We start from the raw sequence: 16,818 nt of genomic DNA on the forward strand, positions 1-16,818 counted from the left end.
TGGCACGATGCTCGTCTTCGGACGAACTAGAGGTCTGGGTAGGTCAGTGGTGAATTGCGGAGTTGTTGTTCTGTCTTGGCCATTCGGGCTGACACAAGATCGCCTGGATTTAGCTGCTGGGAGGGTGATTTTAGTTCGATGCAGAATCCACACGCTGATGTCTTGAGCTGATGCTCGCTCTGGACGTCTGGCCGCGGCCTATTAGCCATGCAGACGTGCTGAAGAAGGCCATTGATCCAGATTTCAACCCGTGCTGGAGGATCGGCGTGCCCAACAAAAGCCCAACCCTTGATTTTATCTTTTTGTACTTCTTCAAGTCGGCCCTGCCAGCCCTGTTGCTGGCGAACTTCGCGGCGATAGAGATCGGGCGATACTTGGATACTAGCTCTGCAGGCGGCCTTGCTGGTGGCATCCAGATTGAGCATCAGAAATCGATCCAATTGATCAACAAGCAAATCGGGATCCAGAAGGGCTTTTTCATAGGAGACCAGCAGACAGGGGCGATCGATTCGATCAAGGAATCTCACCAGGCGGCGGTATTCTCTAAGGCTCTGCGTGAGTTGACTTTGTAAGCTTTCACCCTTGGAGACCTGGCGCCGGCCCGCGATGGCAAGAATGTCGCGAAAAATCACCACAAGGTAGGGACGTCTTAGCAGCCTGAGCAGTGATGGCTCCAGAACCTGACGGGATGGAAGCTTGAAGCCCCACAGATTGTGATCCTGATTGCGTTGATCAATCAACAGCAGCAATTCCCTGCGCTGTCGTGGCTGTAGGAGTGCTGCGAGCTGCTGATCTTCGTGCGTCCCTATAGCTGTTTGCTCACCCATGCAAATGCCTGCCGCTTTGAGTACGGCCGCCAGCATGGAGGTACCGGAACGTCCCAACCCTGCCACCACAACAGTGCCTGCTGAGTCTTGATCTTTGGTATTGGCATTGAGAAGCCAGAATCCAGAGTTCCGATGGCTTTCTGCGCCGCCTCCCAGCATGCTGATCGCTTCAGATTTTGGGCGAAACTGCTTGAACATCATGAATGGATGATCGGCATGAATGCGGCCAGGTGCTGCAGGCTGAGGGCGAGGCGTGAGGGAGGACTGGCCTGCAGCGCAATCAAGTGATCCACAGCCTGCTCAGGCGTGATGAACCAGCCGCAGCGCTGGTTCACATAGCTGGGATACGCCATCAGGGCCCCGAAGACCAGTTCATCCAATGTAAGCTTGCGTCCACGTCGCTCGCACTGCAGCTGATCCATGGTGAGACCCCAGCCAGCATAAAAGGGCAGGCCATGGCAGACCACGGGGACCTCTCTGAGCAGGGCCTCAAAGCCTGTGCCGGAGGTGAGAACATGGATGCGATCCACCTGGTTCAGCAGCGTATCGATCGCGATGTCTGGCAGTACGGCATCCACGATACTTGGAATGGAGCCCTCTCCTTCACCGGCTGGCCTCCGCCCATTGGCGACGAAAGGGTGAGGTTTATAAATCAAATGGGCCTCGGGTTCCAGCCGGCGGGCGGCTGTGGCAAGGGCCAGGTTGGTGCGAATGCCTGGGGCCCCGTAGCGAATGGAGGCATCCTGTTCAACTTGCCCCACCACCAGCACCACAGGCTTGTCGTGATAAGGGCGTATCCAGTTCTGGCCTTTCAGATTGTATTTGCTGAGGGAAGCAGATAGGATCACGGAACGCAGTCGTTGGGCTCGCACGCATTCATCGACGTTGAAGCAGTGTTCTTGAAGGAATGTCTCCAGGGCGCTCGGGCAGGTGGCATCAAAATAAATCCCCACCGCATCAACCGCCAGAGAGAGTGGCAGCTGGAGGTGGGCTCCCCGTCCACTGGAACGCAAAAAGCCATCCTCCAGTTGAATCAGTGGCCTTTCCTCAGGCTGTAGCGCCTGCTTGTTGAGCGCCCTGCCAAGCACAGCTGAGGCCTGAGCCTTGCGACTGGGCCTGGCGTGCCGATGGCGAAAGTGCAGCTGGCTTCCTGCCAGGTAGTAGCGCAAGGTTCGGTGGTGGAACGGATGAATCCCGAACGCCTCAATCCTCACTGGAAAGCGACGTCGTTGCTGCAGTTGCAAGCCGACCAATTCGATGATCTGCTCCGGCTCACAGGCCTGGCGCCGGGTTGGATCCCAGTACGTGCTCTCCTCCAGCAGCCATCGGTGCAGCAGTGCGAGTTGCCATCGGCGGCTGGATGGCAGGTGCGGAAGCCCGTGCACCGGAAGTTTCCAGATCAGGGCTTCCAGGCCCCAACGCCAGTCCTTGGTGACCATCGCGGACGCTGTTGCCAGAAGTGGTGCCGGGTGCTGCCGTTGGTGTGCGAGATCAAGGACGCTGTCGTTTGGATACAGTTGGTAGGCGAACCTTTCCATGCGCTGGGCTTGGCAGCGGTTGGCCAGCAGGACGAAGGGCTGCTCCGGTGGAGTGGCCAAGTGGCGCGGATTCCATCCACTGATTCCCCAGTGCCGCCAGCAACTGAGTAGCCTCTCGATGCGGCTTTCCTGGCTCGGAAGGAGTAGAGAGAGACCCTGCGGTGGCTGGCTCCAGTTGCAACGGCTCAAAGGCTGCCATCCCCCCAGCCTGTGGAACCACGTAGGCTGCTCAAGTCCGAACAGGGGAGCCAGGGAGTTACCCATCGGGGTGGGCCAGATCATGCAAAGTTAGGCGTTGGAGAGCAAGGGGGCTTCAGGTTGATGGCCCAGAGGGTGGTGATTTCGGGGGCAAGCCGAGGCATTGGTGCAGCCTTGGCCGAGGCCATTGCTACCCCAGGGGTTGCACTCCTGCTGTTGGCCCGGCATGGGGAGAATTTGCGCCAAGTTGCGGAACGTTGTGTTGAGAAAGGTGCGGAGGTCTACTGGAAGGCCCTTGATGCGCGCCATCGCGAGGCCGTGGCGGAAGCCGTAGAAGGGTTCGCCAGCCGCGGAGGTGTGCAACTCCTCATCGCCAATGCCGGTGTGGTGGCTTTGGAGGACAGACCGAGCGACCTGGGCCCCGATTGGGAGCAACTTCGGGAACAGATCGATCACAACCTCACATGTACGCTCTCATTGCTCCAGGCGGGACTGAGCCTGCCCGTGGAACAGCGACCGCATCTTCATTGCGTGGTCGTGAGTTCTCTGAATGCCTTTCTGCCGCTCGGAGAAGCGCCAGGCTACTGCGTGGCCAAGGCGGCTCAGCACACCTTGGTGGAAGCCCTTGAGGACTTCTATGCCTGCCGCCCTGAGCCAGGTGCGGAGGTCGTCTTCAGCCAGGTGTTTCCAGGTTTCGTGGCCACGGCCATGGCCACGGACTATCCAGGCCCCCGACCATTGCAATGCACGGCTGAACAAGCTGCACAACGAATCCTGCGGGGTTTGCGGGCTGAACGCAAACTCATTATGTTTCCCCGTCGGCTGGCTTTGCTGCTTTGGATCGGGCAACGCTTACCCAAGCCCATCCTGCGCTGGATCCTTGCTCCTAGCCGGGCCTATCGAGGCTTTTGGCCATGATCAGATGAGACATCACCTGCTCACCTCCGTAGAGCTTCAGGAAGCGAATCATCGCTTGGTTGTCTTCGAGAATCCAGCCCATGCTGGCGGATGAACTGCCAAGTGCCAGTCCCTTGTTGATCAGGTGACTGAGCATGGCGATGGACGCGATCAAGGACAGTTGGGATCCCTGTAATTCGGGAATGACTCCCAAGAGCGCGATACGGCCATGTTTGCATTGGCAGCGCCGTAGTCGTTGGAAAAGCAGTGGAAGATTGAGGAGACCCAGGCTGGGGTTGAGGTCGGCGGCAATTTCCTTGGCGTTGGGAATCCCCAGGGAAAGGGCAACGGGTTTCCCGTGCAGCGATACAAAGGAAAGAACCCCCTTGGGCAGGAACATCAGAACCTTGAGAATCAAGTTTTTTGCTTCCGCTCTGCCGATGGGTTCGAAACCCCAGTTACTGCTCCAGCAGCGGTTGATCAAGGTTTCGACCCACTCGATGTCACGTCCCAGGGTTGACCACTTGGCCACCTCCAGTTTCAGGCCCTGCTCGGGCATGGCGTTAAGAAGGGGCGCCATCCGCAACGCGAGCCGTGAGGCGTTGCGTTCATCGGTCTGGAGGAAGGTCAACAGTCGTTTTGCACGCTGATAGCCACAGGCAACCAGGTTGTTGATGTAATGCTCAGGCGTCTGCGGGTAGCCGTAAAGGGCTGGATAGGTGCTGTACTCCAGCAGTCCACACTCATCATGAATGGATGGATTGAACGGACCGATGAGCAGCTGGGAACTGCGGTTTCGTGACCAGGTTTCGGCCGCCTGGGTAAGAGCCTGGCTGGCTTTAGGGTCGTCGATGCAATTGTAGAGTCCGAATCGCGACGGCCCTTCTGCAGGCTGCATGGCCATGATCCTGCCAATCGTGATTCCTTGATCCCTGAGGATCCAGCGCTGATGGGGAGTGCGTTGCAGGTAGGGCTGAAACCAGCTTGAGGTCCGCAGAACTTCATCGAAGTGATCAAACCAGTCGGGTCGTTGTTCTGGATCCAGTCCGATTCCAAGACCCGCCCTGAATCGATGGTGATTCAGGGCGGAGTGAACTTCAACCAGCTGCATCGTCTTTTGACTGCTGAATGGCATTACATAGACTCATCACGAGATCGTTGATGCTCTCTTTTGTGTGGTCGGAACGAACGAACAGGCGTAGGCGACAGCGGTTGCTGGGCACCGTCGGAGGGGCGATCGGATATACTCCCCAGCCCCTTGAGAGCAAATGATTGGCGGTTAGGAATGTATGGCGAAGATTATTTAGCATGATGGGAACAATCCCCATGCCCAGGCTCTGTCCCACATCAAGCCCTGCTTCCCGAGCCGTGTCAACCAGATAGCCGCCATTGTCCTGGAGAAAGGCCACCCGCTCGGGTTCGCGCAACAGAATCGTCAAGGCGGTGTCTGCGGCGGCACAGCAAGGAGCATTGAGACCTACGCTGAAACTAAAACCGCTGGCATGCAATCTGAGATGCTGAATGATGGTTCGGTTGGCAGCAATGAAGCCACCGGTGGAGGCCAGACTCTTGCTGAGAGTGCCCATCCAGAGATCAACCCGGCAAGGATCCACCCCCTGCAGTTGGGAGCAACCCAGGCCCTGGCGTCCAAGCACCCCAAGGCTGTGAGCTTCATCCACCATCAGCAATGCTTGATGTTGATCGCGAAGCCTAAGCAGGGTTTCCAGGTCCGGGCTGTCACCTTCCATGCTGAAGTGCCCTTCGGTGACAATCAGGCAGCGGCGATGCTGTGGACGATGCTTTTTTAACAGCGTTTCAAGACACGCTGCATCGTTGTGGGGAAACACCAGACGCCGGGCCCCGGAGAGGCGCACCCCCATCTGGATGCTGTTGTGAGAATACTGGTCCAGCACCACCAGGTCGCCGGGCTCGACAAGGGCGGCGATGGTGCTGACATTGGTGGCGTGGCCGCTGACGAACACCAGCGCGGATTCCTTGCCGTAAATGTGGGCCAGCCGGGACTCCAGGCTGCCATGATGGGGGAGTTCTCCCGCCATCAGGCGACTTGCCGAGGTGGACAGGCCGTAGTCCCTGAGGGCCTTGGAGGCCGATTCGATGACCAGGGGGTGGGTTTTGAGATTCAGATAATCGTAAGATGAGAATTGCCTCTGATCGAGAGGTTGGACATGCTCAGCACTAGAAAAGAACGGGAGATCGGAGTGCTCGAGGCCATTGCGCTGCATCAGCCGTTGTACAAGCCTCTGACTGGAGAGTAGAGAGGCTTGTTGCCAGGGCATCGGTCTGGGGCCATTGAGTTGATGCCAGTTTAGCTCAAATGTGGCTATGCGTGCTAGGATGGATTTTTGGGGTGCGCTGCTCGTTCAATGCCTGCTGCGATCAAAAGGATAGACCGAGATCTTCTACTGGAGATGAGTGACGATGAAATTGTCCATGAAGTTGTCGCCATTTTAAGGCGGGTTGTGCCTCATGACCTGGTAGACGTTCAGCCCGACTCGCGCTTGATTGAAGATGTGGGCATAGATTCACTGGGGACTTATGAGTTGGTGATGGACGCGGAAGACCGGTTTGGTATCGAGATCAATGACGATCAGCTTTTGGAGGTCAAGACCGTGCGAGATGTTGTTGAATTTGTGAAATCCCAGGTGGAATGAGCCGTCAGTCTCCCATCGCTGTGACTGGGATGGGTTGCGTTTCCCCCCTTGGGAACAATTCTGATGCTGCCTGGGATGCCTATTTTCACGGCCTGAGTGCCTCTAGGAAGCTCGAGGAGCCCTGGGCTTCTGGAGGGGACACATTCCTGGCGGCAGTGGTCGACTATGACATAGCCTCACTCTTAGGTGAATTCCTTGTCAACAGGCTGGACCGATGCAGTCAGTTTGCCCTGCTTGCAGCGCGGCAGGCTTGGTTCGCCAGTGGTTTGGGGGAGCAGGAAATCCCTGGTGACCGTTTGGCCGTAGTGCTTGGAACTGGGATCGGGGGCCAGTCCACCTTGATTCAGCAATATGAGCGCAATGCCGCCGGTGCCCGGCGTGTTCACCCCCTGGCCGTGGCCATGGCCATGCCGAATGCCGCAGCTGCCCAGGTGGCTATTGAATTGGGGGCTCATGGCGGCGCCCATGCGCCGGTATCGGCGTGCGCCAGTGGTGCCGAGGCGATTGTGTGGGGACAGATGCTGCTGGCTGCCGATCAGGCGGACGTGGTGGTGGTCGGGGGAGCCGAAGCGGCCATTCACCTCGCCACCATGCGTGGATTCGCTGAGATGCGAGCACTTTCCTGTCGGCATGCAGATCCTGCAGGTGCCTGTCGGCCCTTTGCAGAGGATCGGGATGGGTTTGTCCTGGGGGAAGGGGCAGGGGTGCTCGTTCTGGAGAGACTCAGGGATGCCGAGGCACGTCATGCACCGATCGAAGGGCTGTTGCTCTCTGCCGGGATGACGAGCGATGCTCACCATCTGGCGATGCCGCAGCCGGACGGGCTGCACTCCGCCGAGGCCATCCGGAAGGCCCTTCGGTGTGCAGATGCGGTGCCAGAGGACCTTGCAATGATCAGTGCCCACGCGACTGGAACCGCTCTGGGTGACCTGGCAGAAGCTCGGGCGCTTCGTCTTGTGCTGGGCGCAGCCACGGATCAGGTCTGGGTGACCGCCCCCAAGGCAGGTCTTGGACATCTGTTGGGAGCGGCAGGAGCCGTGGAATCCATTCTGACGCTCAAGGCCTTGCAGAGGGCGGTGGTGCCACGGAGTCTGAACGCCGATCCGCCCGACCCTGAGATCCCGCTTCGGATTGCCAGTCAGCGCAACGAGCCCCTCAGCCCCCGGAGTCGGCATCTGGCCCTCAAGAACTCCTTCGGATTTGGCGGTCACAATGTGAGCCTGCTGTGGGCGAGCGCTTGACCTCGGCCCTGGTGCTGCATCAGGGGGCTGAATCCAGTCTGGATTATTTCTTGCATTCTGCGTTCCAGGCACGGCTATGGCGTGCGGTCTTGCTGGATACCCGCCTTCGTCCGCCTGCAGACATGGGATCTCAGCTGATGCAGGCAAAGGTTGTCGTGCTGGTGCGGTATTGGCCCCGTGGATGGTGCTGGAGAGGCTGGCTCAGACAGGCAAGAAGGCAGGGTTTGCGTTGCATCTACTGGATGGATGATGATCTGTTGGACCTTTCTGGATTTAAGGTGTTGCCGCGCAAGTATGCGGTCAAATTGCGTCGTCTGGCCTGGGATCACCGTCGCGCCATCCTTGATTGGTGTCAGGAGCTTTGGGTGAGTACCCCAACCCTGGGCCAGCGTTATGCCGGCCTGAAGCCCGTAGTGATTCCGTTGTGCCCCCAGGCTAGGGTGTTGGAACAGATCTCCAGTTTCAGCATCGGTTACCACGGCACGGCGTCCCATCGGCAGGAATTGCTTTGGTTGTATCCGCTCATCGTGGATGTGCAGGCTCGCTATTCTCATACCCTCGTTGAGCTGTATGGCGATGAAGAGATGCGCCAGTTATATGGCGCCATACCCAGGGTGCAGGTGCACCACCCCATTCCCTGGGAGCGCTATCGCGAAGTCACAGCCGGCCAGCATCTTGATCTGCTCCTTTGCCCGCTCGTTGCTAATACGTTCAATGGTGCACGCGCTGCGGTTAAGTTCTTTGATGCCGTCCGCTTAGGCGCCGTTGGCCTTTACAGCGATCGGCAACCCTATGCTAGTATGGTAAGCCATGGTGAAGATGGTCTGTTGTTGGGTGATCAATACGACGAGTGGCTGGATGCTATTAGTCGCCTGGTGAGCCAGCCCCAAGAGCGTCAACAACTTGCTGATTCTGCCCGCCGTCGCGCTTCAAGCTATCTTCATTTAGCTCAAAGTAATGAAACTTAATCACCCGTTCGCAACACATATCTTTATCATTTTTGGCGTTTTCGCTGGGCTCGGCTTAGGTCAGGGAGCAGTGTCCCAGCCGTTGGGGCGTTTGGGAATGGCTCCAAGCGGCTTCAGTAGCGATTTGCGCTATCGCCTTGGCCCAGGCGATAGGATCCGCATGTCAGTGTTCAAAGTTCCCGGCTATGAGGGGACTGCTGAGGTAATTGCTGATGGCACGGCGAGTTTTCCCCGCATCGGCAGCGTCCCTGTGGCCGGACTCACCCTGGATCAGGCCAGACAGCGCATTGGGGCGGCCTATGGGCGCTACCTTCGCCGCCCCAGTGTGTCCCTGGATTTGGTGTATGCCCGACCCATGCGCATTACCGTCACCGGCGAAGTTCAACGGCCAGGCTTGTACAGTCTCGATCGCTCCGGCAGTTTTCAGCTGGAAAGTGCGGGAGCTACCGCGGGCTCGTCCCAGCCCACCACTATTCAGGCGAGTGGTTGGCCCACGCTGGTCGAAGCAATCCAGAAAGCTGGCGGGATCACAGCCCGGGGAGATCTCCGCGCTGTTGTGCTCAAGCGCCGGGTAGGCTCGGGACCGCAACAAGAACTGCTGGTCAACTTCTGGGAGGCTCTGCGAGATGGCCAACAGATTGATAACCCCATCTTGTTTGATGGCGATGTTGTCATGGTGACACAGGCTGACACGTTCAGTTATGAAGACCTCATCAAGATTGGCTCATCAACGTTCGCTCCTGATACGATTGGTGTGAACGTCGTTGGGGAAGTTGTTCGTCCAGGCGTCATCCGAGTGCGGGCTAATAGTCACCTCAGCAATGCTGTGCTGGCGGCTGGTGGTTTTGTCAAAGAGCGAGCCAGCGTGGGTAACCTTCAACTCTTTCGGCTCGAATCGAATGGGACTGTCACCAAAAAAGAGGTGCGTTTCAGTCCTTCGGACCCCTTGGGTAGTGACAACAACCCTGCCCTGCGCGAGGGCGATGTGGTGGTTGTGAACCGCAACCGAAGGGCCGCCGTCAATGATGCGGTGCGAGCCACACTTGAGCCTGTGGGGCCAATTATTAATGCGGCATCTCTGCTAAGGCTTCTGGGAGCCAACTAGTTCTTGTCATGGAGGGAACAATGTCTCGGCTGCGGCAACTGAGTGGGTTTGACATCCAATGGCGTGTCGTGAATGCCTTGGTGTATCGGGAGCTGCGTCGCCGCGTCAGCGATGTGCAGGGTGGGTTTTTAGCCGTGCTGATGGAGCCTGTCGGCCAGATTGCTGTCTGGGCGGCGCTGCGTTTCATTGTCCACCCGGTAGGTACAGTAAATAATCTCAATATCTTTCTTTTTCTCGCTCCTGGAGTCATTCTTTTTAACCTTTACTCCAGGGTGGCTTCTCATGGGTTGACGACGATGGAGGCTAACAAAGCTCTGTTCTTTTACCGTCGTGTGAAACCGATTGATACCGTCTTGGCTAAAGCGATTGAGGAGTTGGGGCTTTATTCGTGTGCGGCCATCGTCGTTTTCGGAATTGTCTGGGCCTACCTTTATAATCTTGTCCTCCAGAACTTGCCGCTGTTAGTGACTTCTTTTGTTCTGATGGCCCTCATTGGGGTTGCCAGTTCGTTGCTTTCCTTGGTGGGCTCTTATTATTTTCCAAATCTGAAGCAGGTTTTGTCCTGGCTGAATCGAGCTCTTTACTTCGCTTCAGGTGTAATTTATTCACCAATTCAAACTCCTCAATTTGCTAGAGACATTCTTGTTTATAATCCTATTCTTCAATGCATTGAGCTCTCGCGGAAAGCCTTGAGCATGGATTATCAGGTTCCGTCGCAGGTGACCCTTGGCTACCCGTCGGGATTCGCGCTAGTTTATCTAAGCCTTGCCCTGTGGTGCTATACTAGCAATGAGAAGGTACTGATTCGCCGTTAAGCCAATGATACGCGTCAGCTCGCTTACCAAGAGTTACCTCTACAAGGGCAAGCGCAAGTGCGTCCTGGATGATTTGAGTTTTGAGATCGCTGGCGATGAATCGATCGCGGTGATTGGTGCCAACGGGGCAGGGAAATCCACCTTGCTGCAGTTGCTGGGCGGCATTGATGTCCCGGATCGGGGCAGCATCCAGTGCGATGGCACGATTTCCTGGCCAGTTGGAATCGAGGGTGGTTTCCAAGGCAGTCTCACCGGCAGGGAAAATGTGACATTTGTTAGTATGATTTATGGCGAAAAGCATGAGATTGATGATCGCATTAAATTCGTTGAAGACTTTGCTGAGCTTGGTATTTACTTTGATCGGCCTTTTAAAACCTATTCATCAGGCATGAAGTCACGTCTTTCTTTCGGACTCTCCATGGCTTTCCCCTTTGATTACTATCTTATCGATGAGATCACGGCGGCTGGCGATCAAAAGTTTAGAGAGAAAAGCAAGCGCCTTTTAATCGATCGAAAGAAAACCTCTAACTTTCTGATGGTGGACCACAACTTGTGGGGCTTGCAGATCCACTGCAACCGAGCCTTCTTGTTGGAATCTGGAAGAATTACTGAGTACACGAGCGTTCAGGAAGCTATCGACATACACACCAAAACCTTGCTGGCTGAATTGCCACCTAAGTCGGAAGTCTCCCGTGCAGCTTGAACTCGCCAAGCAAAAATCGGTTCAAGTCTTCCAGCAGACTCAAGCCCACTGGAGGTCTAAGATTCGTAGGCCCAATCTTCTGGGTTGGTTAAGGAGGCGTTCCCTATGGCAGTTGGTCCTTGTACCAGTGGTGTTGGGAGGCCTCTATTTCTTTGCGGTGGCGCGTGACCGTTTTTCGGTGGAGTCAAGCTATGTGGTGCGCCGCTCCGCCGAAGATATTTCACTCGGAGGTGGTTCCACCAGTGGTCTTGCGGGTTTGCTGGCCGGTTCCACCCAGAATTCCTTGGAGGATGCACGCTACTTACGCACCTATCTCACGTCTCCACAGGTTCTAGAGGACTTACTCAAGTCCTATGATTTTGACGAGGCTTATGCCCAGCTCCCGCCTGATGTGATTGCGGGTTTGCCCAGCGGTGCTAATCGGCAAATGCGGCTCAAGTTCTTCCAGAAGCAAGTTCAGGTGCAGCTTGATGAAATCTCTGGTGTTATTACTCTTACGACGGTCGGTCTAACACCCAAGGCGGCCTACGATCTTAACCAGTTCTTGTTGAAGCAGAGCGAACAGTTCGTCAATCGACTGAATCAGAGGATTGGTGAAGCGCAACTGCAGTTTGCCCGCAAGGAGTTGGCCAGTTCCCAATCACAGTTGAATAAGGCTAAGCAGCGCCTGCTTACTTTTCAGAGCTCTACGGAAGTGATTGATCCCAAGGTAGAGGCAGGGATTGTTGCGAATTCTGTCGGTGGGCTTGAAATGAAGCTTGCTGAATTGAAGTTGCAACGTTTTACGCTTGAACAGCAATTCAAGAGTTCGGACGAGCCTGACCTTCTGGCTGTCAAGGATCAGATTGCAGAACTGCAGAGATTGATTGATTCTGAGCGTAGGGGTTTGGTGTCACGTCAGGGATCGGGCCGAAATCTGAATCAGAAAGCTGCTGACATGCTGCAGTTCCAATCGGCAGTGGACTTTGCCGCCGACTTATATAAAACGGCGCTTGTTTCGGCGGAAAAGGCACGTGTCGATACCCAGCGCCAACAGAAGTTCATGGCTACTCTCTCTGAACCGCTTCTGCCAGATTCTCCTGCGTTTAATTGGCGTCTGCGGGGGTTCTTTACGGTTGCCGCTCTCGCGTTGGTCAGTTTGAGTTTGGGTAAGTTTGTGCTCGGTGTTCAAGACAGTCACCGTGAGTAGGCGGATCCTCCCCCGGCTTCAGCTCAGCACAGGACGCCAGTGGCGTCGCAAGACACTCGCTTTTGTCTTCAGTCGCTGGAAGCCGTTGCATGGTCGCTGGTCAGAATCGTTTGACTATCCTGTCTGGCTCAGTGAAAACGCATTGGCGCCGGGTTGGTACCGGCTGGGGCTGTTGTTGCAGGGCCCCCAACACAGATACCGGATCGATCTTCGCCGGGGGGAGGAGCCTTTTGCGCAGCCTTTGATGGTCACCAATGGAGTGGAGCGTCGTCGCTTGGTACGCATCTCTAGTCGCGGCAGCCAGTTCCTGCAGCTTCGTTTCTTTCATCTTGAAGGGGATCTCGAGCGGTTGCAGTTGCGGTATCAACCGTTGTTTTCGCCGAGGGCCCGCTACCGGGTGGCCCGTCACCTGCGCACTCGCCATGATCTCTATGGGCGGGTCATTGGCAGTAATCGCCACCGCAGTCATGCGCGTCAATGGTTCGACTACAACGCCTTGCTCGCCCGCCGCACCTTGCATGCCCACGGCTACAGCGCCTGGATGGAGACGGTCGAGGCCCCCCGCCGGCGCGCGCTGGAAGAGGCTGCGCCGCAGGTCGGCAACGACCTTCGGTTGCAGGTGTGGTCTCCAGGGTCCACTGTCCATGCCGACTGGTGGGTGGTGCTGGAGGAGGGCGATCGCCTGGCTCCCGGTGCGAATGAACGCCTTGGCCAGCTGCTGCGTCAGGCGCCTAGAGCTGAACTGATTTATGCCGACAGTGATCTCGTTTCCGCTCAGGGGGTGCGGCATAGCGCCCATTGGAAACCTGTCTGGAATCCCGATCTGCTGCTGGCTGATCCCCACTACAGCCGTTGCTTCTGGGTAAGGGCTGATCGCTTGGAGGTGGCTCTGCAGCGGTTGGCTGTATCTGGTGAGGAACTCACCCCCTATGGTTTACTTCTGGAGTTGTCCCAGATTTGCCAGGCTGAGCACATCTGGCATTGGCCTGAGGTGCTCAGCCACCATCGCCCTGTCCGCCGCGGAGGCGAAAACACCGCTGCCCTTGTGCAGCGTCACCTGCAGCGGCACGGCTCCCATGTGGTGGTGAAGCCTCGGGAAGGCGGGGGCCATCGTCTGTTTTGGCCTTTGCCCGATCGCCCGCTGAGCGTGAGTGTGATTGTTCCCACCCGGGACCGGCTGGAGTTGTTGAAGCCCTGTCTCCACTCTTTGTGGGCCACGGCCGGGAATCGCCTGGAACTTGAGCTTCTGGTGGTGGATAACGGCAGCCAGGAGCCCGCCACACTGGCCTACCTGGCGGAGCTTGAGACCAGTGGAGGGGCGAGGGTTTTGCGCTGCCCAGGACCTTTCAACTATTCGGCGCTCAACAATGTGGCGGCAGAGATGGCTCAAGGGGAGTTGTTGCTGCTGTTGAACAATGATATCGAGGCGTGCCAGTCTGGTTGGTTGGAGCTGATGGCGGGCCAAGCCCTGCGTGAGGAGATCGGCTGTGTGGGGGCCCAGCTGCTCTATCCCGACGGAACGTTGCAGCATGCCGGCGTGATTCTGGGCATTGGTGGCGTTGCCGGCCATAGCCACAAATATCAGTCGGCTTCGGAGCCTGGCCATCAGCTGCGTGCCCAGCTCAGTCAGAATCTCAGTGCTGTGACCGGAGCAGCTTTGATGATCCGTCGAGCGCTGTTTCAGCGACTGGGGGGGTTGGATGCCGAACAGTTGCATGTGTCGTATAACGATCTCGATCTCTGCTTGCGGTCCATGGCCGCAGGCTACCGAAATGTTTACTGTGCTGAGGCTGTGCTTGTGCATCACGAATCCAAGAGTCGGGGTGCGCCGATCACACAAGAGGCCCTCAACCAGTGGCAGAACGAGAGGGCAGTCATGCAACAACGTTGGGGGTTGATTCTAAATTCAGATCCCTATTATCATCCCCAGCTCAGCCTTCGTGAGGAGAACTTTGGCTTGCGTTTGGATGGTCCAGTACCTCAGTTGAGGCGGCTCGAGCTAGGCTGGGGAATAATCTGATGGGGCTGGATCTGGCTAGCAGGCCATTGATTGATCTCCCTGATGTGAGCGTCCATGTGGCCGCTGGGGCGTTTGGTCCTTTTGGGCAGCAGGCACAGCAGATGGCCGAGCAGGGTTTTTGCTTGCTTGATCTTGCAGATGACAGCTTCCGCGAGCGGGCCAGTTTGATTCGGGCTTCTCTGGAGCCACACTTTGATCTCGACGGTTGGCGAAAGGGAGCGGCTGTTGATCTGCGTCTGCAGGATGGCTGGATACAGTGCGCCTCTGTGCGGGAGCTGGCGCTGCATACGGTGGTGTTGGAGCTGCTCCGCCTCCTTTACGGACGCGAACCATTCTGCTTCCAAACATTGAATTTCCCGGTGGGCAGCCAGCAGCACTTTCACAGTGATGCCGTTCACTTCCATAGCTATCCCTATGGCTTCATGTGTGGTGTGTGGATGGCGCTGGAAACGATTGAGGCTGATGCTGGGCCGCTGGTGTATTATCCCGGTAGCCATCGTTTGCCCTATCGCAGTGCCGAAACGGAGGGCTTCCGTCCGGAGAATTTGGCGGCGGAACGCCACCCCCAGCGCCTATTTGAGCCGATCTGGCAACGGGAAGTGCAGCAGTATGGTTTGAAGCCCAAAACCTACCTGCCGCGCCAGGGTGAGGTGCTCATCTGGCACGCCAATCTGTTGCACGGGGGGCTGCCGGTGAAAAATCGCAAGCGAACCCGCTGGAGCCAGGTGAACCATTTCTTCTTTGCGGATTGTTTATACACCACACCAATGCATAGTTTCGAATTCTCCGCTGGTGGTGCCTGTTTACGGCAGCCTCACGATGTGGCCACTGGCGTGCCCCGAGGCGACAGCGTCCAAGGCATAATGGTTCCACATTGATGGACGAGGAGTTCCGTTGTTCCGCCGTCGACGTTCTAAGCCGAAGTATGCCGGCGGCATCGATACGATCACGCCAGGCCTAATCGGCGGTTGGGTCCACTGTTCAGAAGCCCCTCTTTCCGAGGTGCGCTTGTTGGTGGGGCCCAATCTACTGGCGCAGGCCCTGATCAATCAACCCCGCCTGGATGTCTGCCAGGCATTGGGGATTCAGGGGGCTTTCGGCTTCCTGCTTGAGCTCAGCGGCGATTTGCCTGCTGTGGTCTTTGAGGAGGCACCTCGCGTGCTTGCGCTCTCTGTCGATGGAGCCATAAGCGTGGAGCTGGCCTATCAGCCGCAGCCTGCCAGCACGGTTGAGCGTCTGCAGCAGGTACTTGCCCCGCAGGTGCGCGGCGCGTTGGGCCATTTCGATGGGTTGAGTCCTGATGGCTACGTCCTTCACGGCTGGGCCTACCGTCGCGGCCAAAGGTCTGGCCAGCCGATTGAGGTGTGGCTGCAGGCGGCTGATCAGCCACCGGTGGCGCTTCGTTGCGATCGCTATCGGCCCGGGATGGCCGCGCAGGGCTATCCGGAGCAATGTGGCTTTGAGATCGAGCTGCAACAGTTGCCTCCTGCGTGGGCTGGGCTGGAGGTTCAAGTGTTCTTTGATGCGGCTGGGCAGAGTCCTCTTCCGGGGGCAGGCGCAGTCAGTCTGCCGGAAGCCGATCTGGGGGTGATCCCGTCTCCTGCCCCGCTGATGCATCCTGCTTCTGGCTCGCCGTATGCGGCCCAGGTGGCGAATGCTCCAGGCGAGTTGCAGCAGAACTGGCAGGCCTTGGAGCAGTTTCGGCAGTTTCTGGATGGCATGGAGGCCGAGATTGGCCGGGCAGAGGACTTACAACAGAGACGTGGGCGCCTGGCCCTTGAAGCGAATCGCCCGCTGCGGAAGCGGGATCGGTTGCGGCGCCTTCTTGGTGTGCGGGGTTGAGAGTCGGGCCTGGGCCCAGATAGCTTTCTGGCGTAGGCGATAGCGTTGACCAAAGGTGCGGGGCTGAATTGCTGGCGGCAGGCAACTCCGCAAGGAGACAGGCCATCAAGACGGAGGCCTGTGGTTTCAAAGCCCAGGGGCCTGGAGGCGGATCATGCGGCCCAGCAGGCCCATGGCACGGGCATTCTCCAGCGCTTGTGCCTGGCTCAGTTCGTCTCCTGCCCGTGAACGCAGGAAGTACTTTTCAAGTTCCTCCTGCACCTGGTTGAGCCGTAGGAGGGTGAGCTCGGCTTCTCCCTGGGCTTCCGTGAGTTTTTTGTTGGCAGTCTCCAGCTCCTGGCTACGCTCCTGGAGTTGATTGCTGAGGTCGGAATTACTGGCTGAGGCGGCTTGGAGGGCCTGGTCCTTGGACCGGAGCTGGGCGGCGAGCTGCTGCTTGAGGTCGTCAGCGGTCTGGATGGCGGAGTCCTTCTCGGAGGCGAAGGCATCGAGCTGTGCCTTGGACTGTGCCAGGTCGTCCTGGAGGCGTTTGAGCTGGACGGCCTGCTGATCCTTGACGCTATGGGCTTGCTGAAGTGTCTCAAGCTGGGCGGCGAGCTGCTGCTTGAGGTCGTCAGCGGTCTGGATGGCGGAGTCCTTCTCGGAGGCGAAGGCATCGAGCTGTGCCTTGGACTGCGCCAGGTCGTCCTGGAGGCGTTTGAGCTGGACGGCCTGCTGATCCTTGACGCTATGGGCTTGCTGAAGTGTCTCAAGCTGGGCGGCGAGCTGCTGCGCCTGCGCATGGCTCAGCTCGTCTCCTGCAC

Annotated in this window: 16 protein-coding genes; 11 read left to right on the forward strand and 5 right to left on the reverse strand. The window is 57.5% G+C overall.

Translation table 11 applies throughout. From position 1 onward, the window contains the following. Positions 1 to 26 precede the first annotated feature (26 nt). Complete coding sequence (locus KBZ12_RS13075; RefSeq protein ID WP_254958417.1) at positions 27 to 1,025, reverse strand: hypothetical protein; 999 nt, start codon at positions 1,023 to 1,025, stop codon at positions 27 to 29. Continuing rightward, complete coding sequence (locus KBZ12_RS13080) at positions 1,025 to 2,425, reverse strand: hypothetical protein (protein WP_254958418.1); 1,401 nt, start codon at positions 2,423 to 2,425, stop codon at positions 1,025 to 1,027. The genes KBZ12_RS13075 and KBZ12_RS13080 overlap by 1 nt, the downstream gene beginning before the upstream one ends. Before the next feature lie 261 nt (positions 2,426 to 2,686). Here KBZ12_RS13080 and KBZ12_RS13085 point away from each other — a divergent pair, with 261 nt between their 5' ends. Continuing rightward, complete coding sequence (locus tag KBZ12_RS13085; RefSeq protein ID WP_254958419.1) at positions 2,687 to 3,481, forward strand: SDR family oxidoreductase; 795 nt, start codon at positions 2,687 to 2,689, stop codon at positions 3,479 to 3,481. On the opposite strand, the gene KBZ12_RS13090 is transcribed toward KBZ12_RS13085, so the two are convergent. Both KBZ12_RS13090 and KBZ12_RS13095 read right to left on the reverse strand, forming a co-directional pair. Then, a complete protein-coding gene (locus tag KBZ12_RS13090; protein ID WP_254958420.1) occupies positions 3,450 to 4,571 on the reverse strand; it encodes a hypothetical protein in 1,122 nt (373 codons plus the stop codon). The genes KBZ12_RS13085 and KBZ12_RS13090 overlap by 32 nt on opposite strands. Next, positions 4,558 to 5,757, reverse strand: a complete 1,200-nt coding sequence (locus KBZ12_RS13095; RefSeq protein WP_254958421.1) for an aminotransferase class I/II-fold pyridoxal phosphate-dependent enzyme — start codon at positions 5,755 to 5,757, stop codon at positions 4,558 to 4,560. Before KBZ12_RS13095 ends, KBZ12_RS13090 begins: the two co-directional genes overlap by 14 nt. Before the next feature lie 132 nt (positions 5,758 to 5,889). Between KBZ12_RS13095 and KBZ12_RS13100 the strand changes: the two genes are divergently transcribed. The 10 genes from KBZ12_RS13100 to KBZ12_RS13145 all read left to right on the forward strand — a co-directional run bounded on the left by KBZ12_RS13100 (position 5,890) and on the right by KBZ12_RS13145 (position 16,015). Further along, entirely contained in the window at positions 5,890 to 6,132 is a 243-nt protein-coding gene (locus KBZ12_RS13100) for an acyl carrier protein (RefSeq protein WP_254958422.1), read from the forward strand. Beyond that, positions 6,129 to 7,373, forward strand: a complete 1,245-nt coding sequence (locus KBZ12_RS13105; RefSeq protein ID WP_254958423.1) for a beta-ketoacyl synthase — start codon at positions 6,129 to 6,131, stop codon at positions 7,371 to 7,373. Before KBZ12_RS13100 ends, KBZ12_RS13105 begins: the two co-directional genes overlap by 4 nt. Further along, complete coding sequence (locus KBZ12_RS13110; protein ID WP_254958424.1) at positions 7,370 to 8,341, forward strand: glycosyltransferase; 972 nt, start codon at positions 7,370 to 7,372, stop codon at positions 8,339 to 8,341. The genes KBZ12_RS13105 and KBZ12_RS13110 overlap by 4 nt, the downstream gene beginning before the upstream one ends. Continuing rightward, positions 8,331 to 9,446, forward strand: a complete 1,116-nt coding sequence (locus KBZ12_RS13115) for an SLBB domain-containing protein (protein WP_254958425.1) — start codon at positions 8,331 to 8,333, stop codon at positions 9,444 to 9,446. Before KBZ12_RS13110 ends, KBZ12_RS13115 begins: the two co-directional genes overlap by 11 nt. A 68-nt stretch (positions 9,447 to 9,514) precedes the next feature. Next, a complete protein-coding gene (locus tag KBZ12_RS13120) occupies positions 9,515 to 10,261 on the forward strand; it encodes an ABC transporter permease (protein ID WP_254958426.1) in 747 nt (248 codons plus the stop codon). A 4-nt stretch (positions 10,262 to 10,265) separates the two neighbouring features. Further along, positions 10,266 to 10,964, forward strand: coding sequence for an ABC transporter ATP-binding protein (locus KBZ12_RS13125; RefSeq protein WP_254958427.1), 699 nt, complete (start codon positions 10,266 to 10,268; stop codon positions 10,962 to 10,964). Next, positions 10,954 to 12,153, forward strand: coding sequence for a hypothetical protein (locus tag KBZ12_RS13130; protein ID WP_254958428.1), 1,200 nt, complete (start codon positions 10,954 to 10,956; stop codon positions 12,151 to 12,153). The genes KBZ12_RS13125 and KBZ12_RS13130 overlap by 11 nt, the downstream gene beginning before the upstream one ends. Continuing rightward, a complete protein-coding gene (locus KBZ12_RS13135; protein ID WP_254958429.1) occupies positions 12,146 to 14,173 on the forward strand; it encodes a glycosyltransferase family 2 protein in 2,028 nt (675 codons plus the stop codon). The genes KBZ12_RS13130 and KBZ12_RS13135 overlap by 8 nt, the downstream gene beginning before the upstream one ends. Beyond that, positions 14,173 to 15,051: a phytanoyl-CoA dioxygenase family protein gene (locus KBZ12_RS13140; RefSeq protein WP_254958430.1), complete on the forward strand. Its 879-nt coding sequence runs from the start codon at positions 14,173 to 14,175 to the stop codon at positions 15,049 to 15,051. Before KBZ12_RS13135 ends, KBZ12_RS13140 begins: the two co-directional genes overlap by 1 nt. Positions 15,052 to 15,067: 16 nt before the next feature. Beyond that, the gene (locus tag KBZ12_RS13145; RefSeq protein ID WP_254958431.1) at positions 15,068 to 16,015 is read left to right on the forward strand and encodes a hypothetical protein; all 948 of its coding nucleotides are present in this window, start codon (positions 15,068 to 15,070) and stop codon (positions 16,013 to 16,015) included. Positions 16,016 to 16,141: 126 nt separating this feature from the next. Here KBZ12_RS13145 and KBZ12_RS13150 read toward each other — a convergent pair. Next, positions 16,142 to 16,818, reverse strand: a 677-nt coding sequence (locus tag KBZ12_RS13150; RefSeq protein ID WP_254958432.1) for a hypothetical protein, incomplete at its 5' end; no start/stop codon positions are given.

It is taken from the genome of Cyanobium sp. Cruz CV13-4-11, from assembly GCF_024346055.1.
GTDB lineage: Bacteria > Cyanobacteriota > Cyanobacteriia > PCC-6307 > Cyanobiaceae > Cyanobium.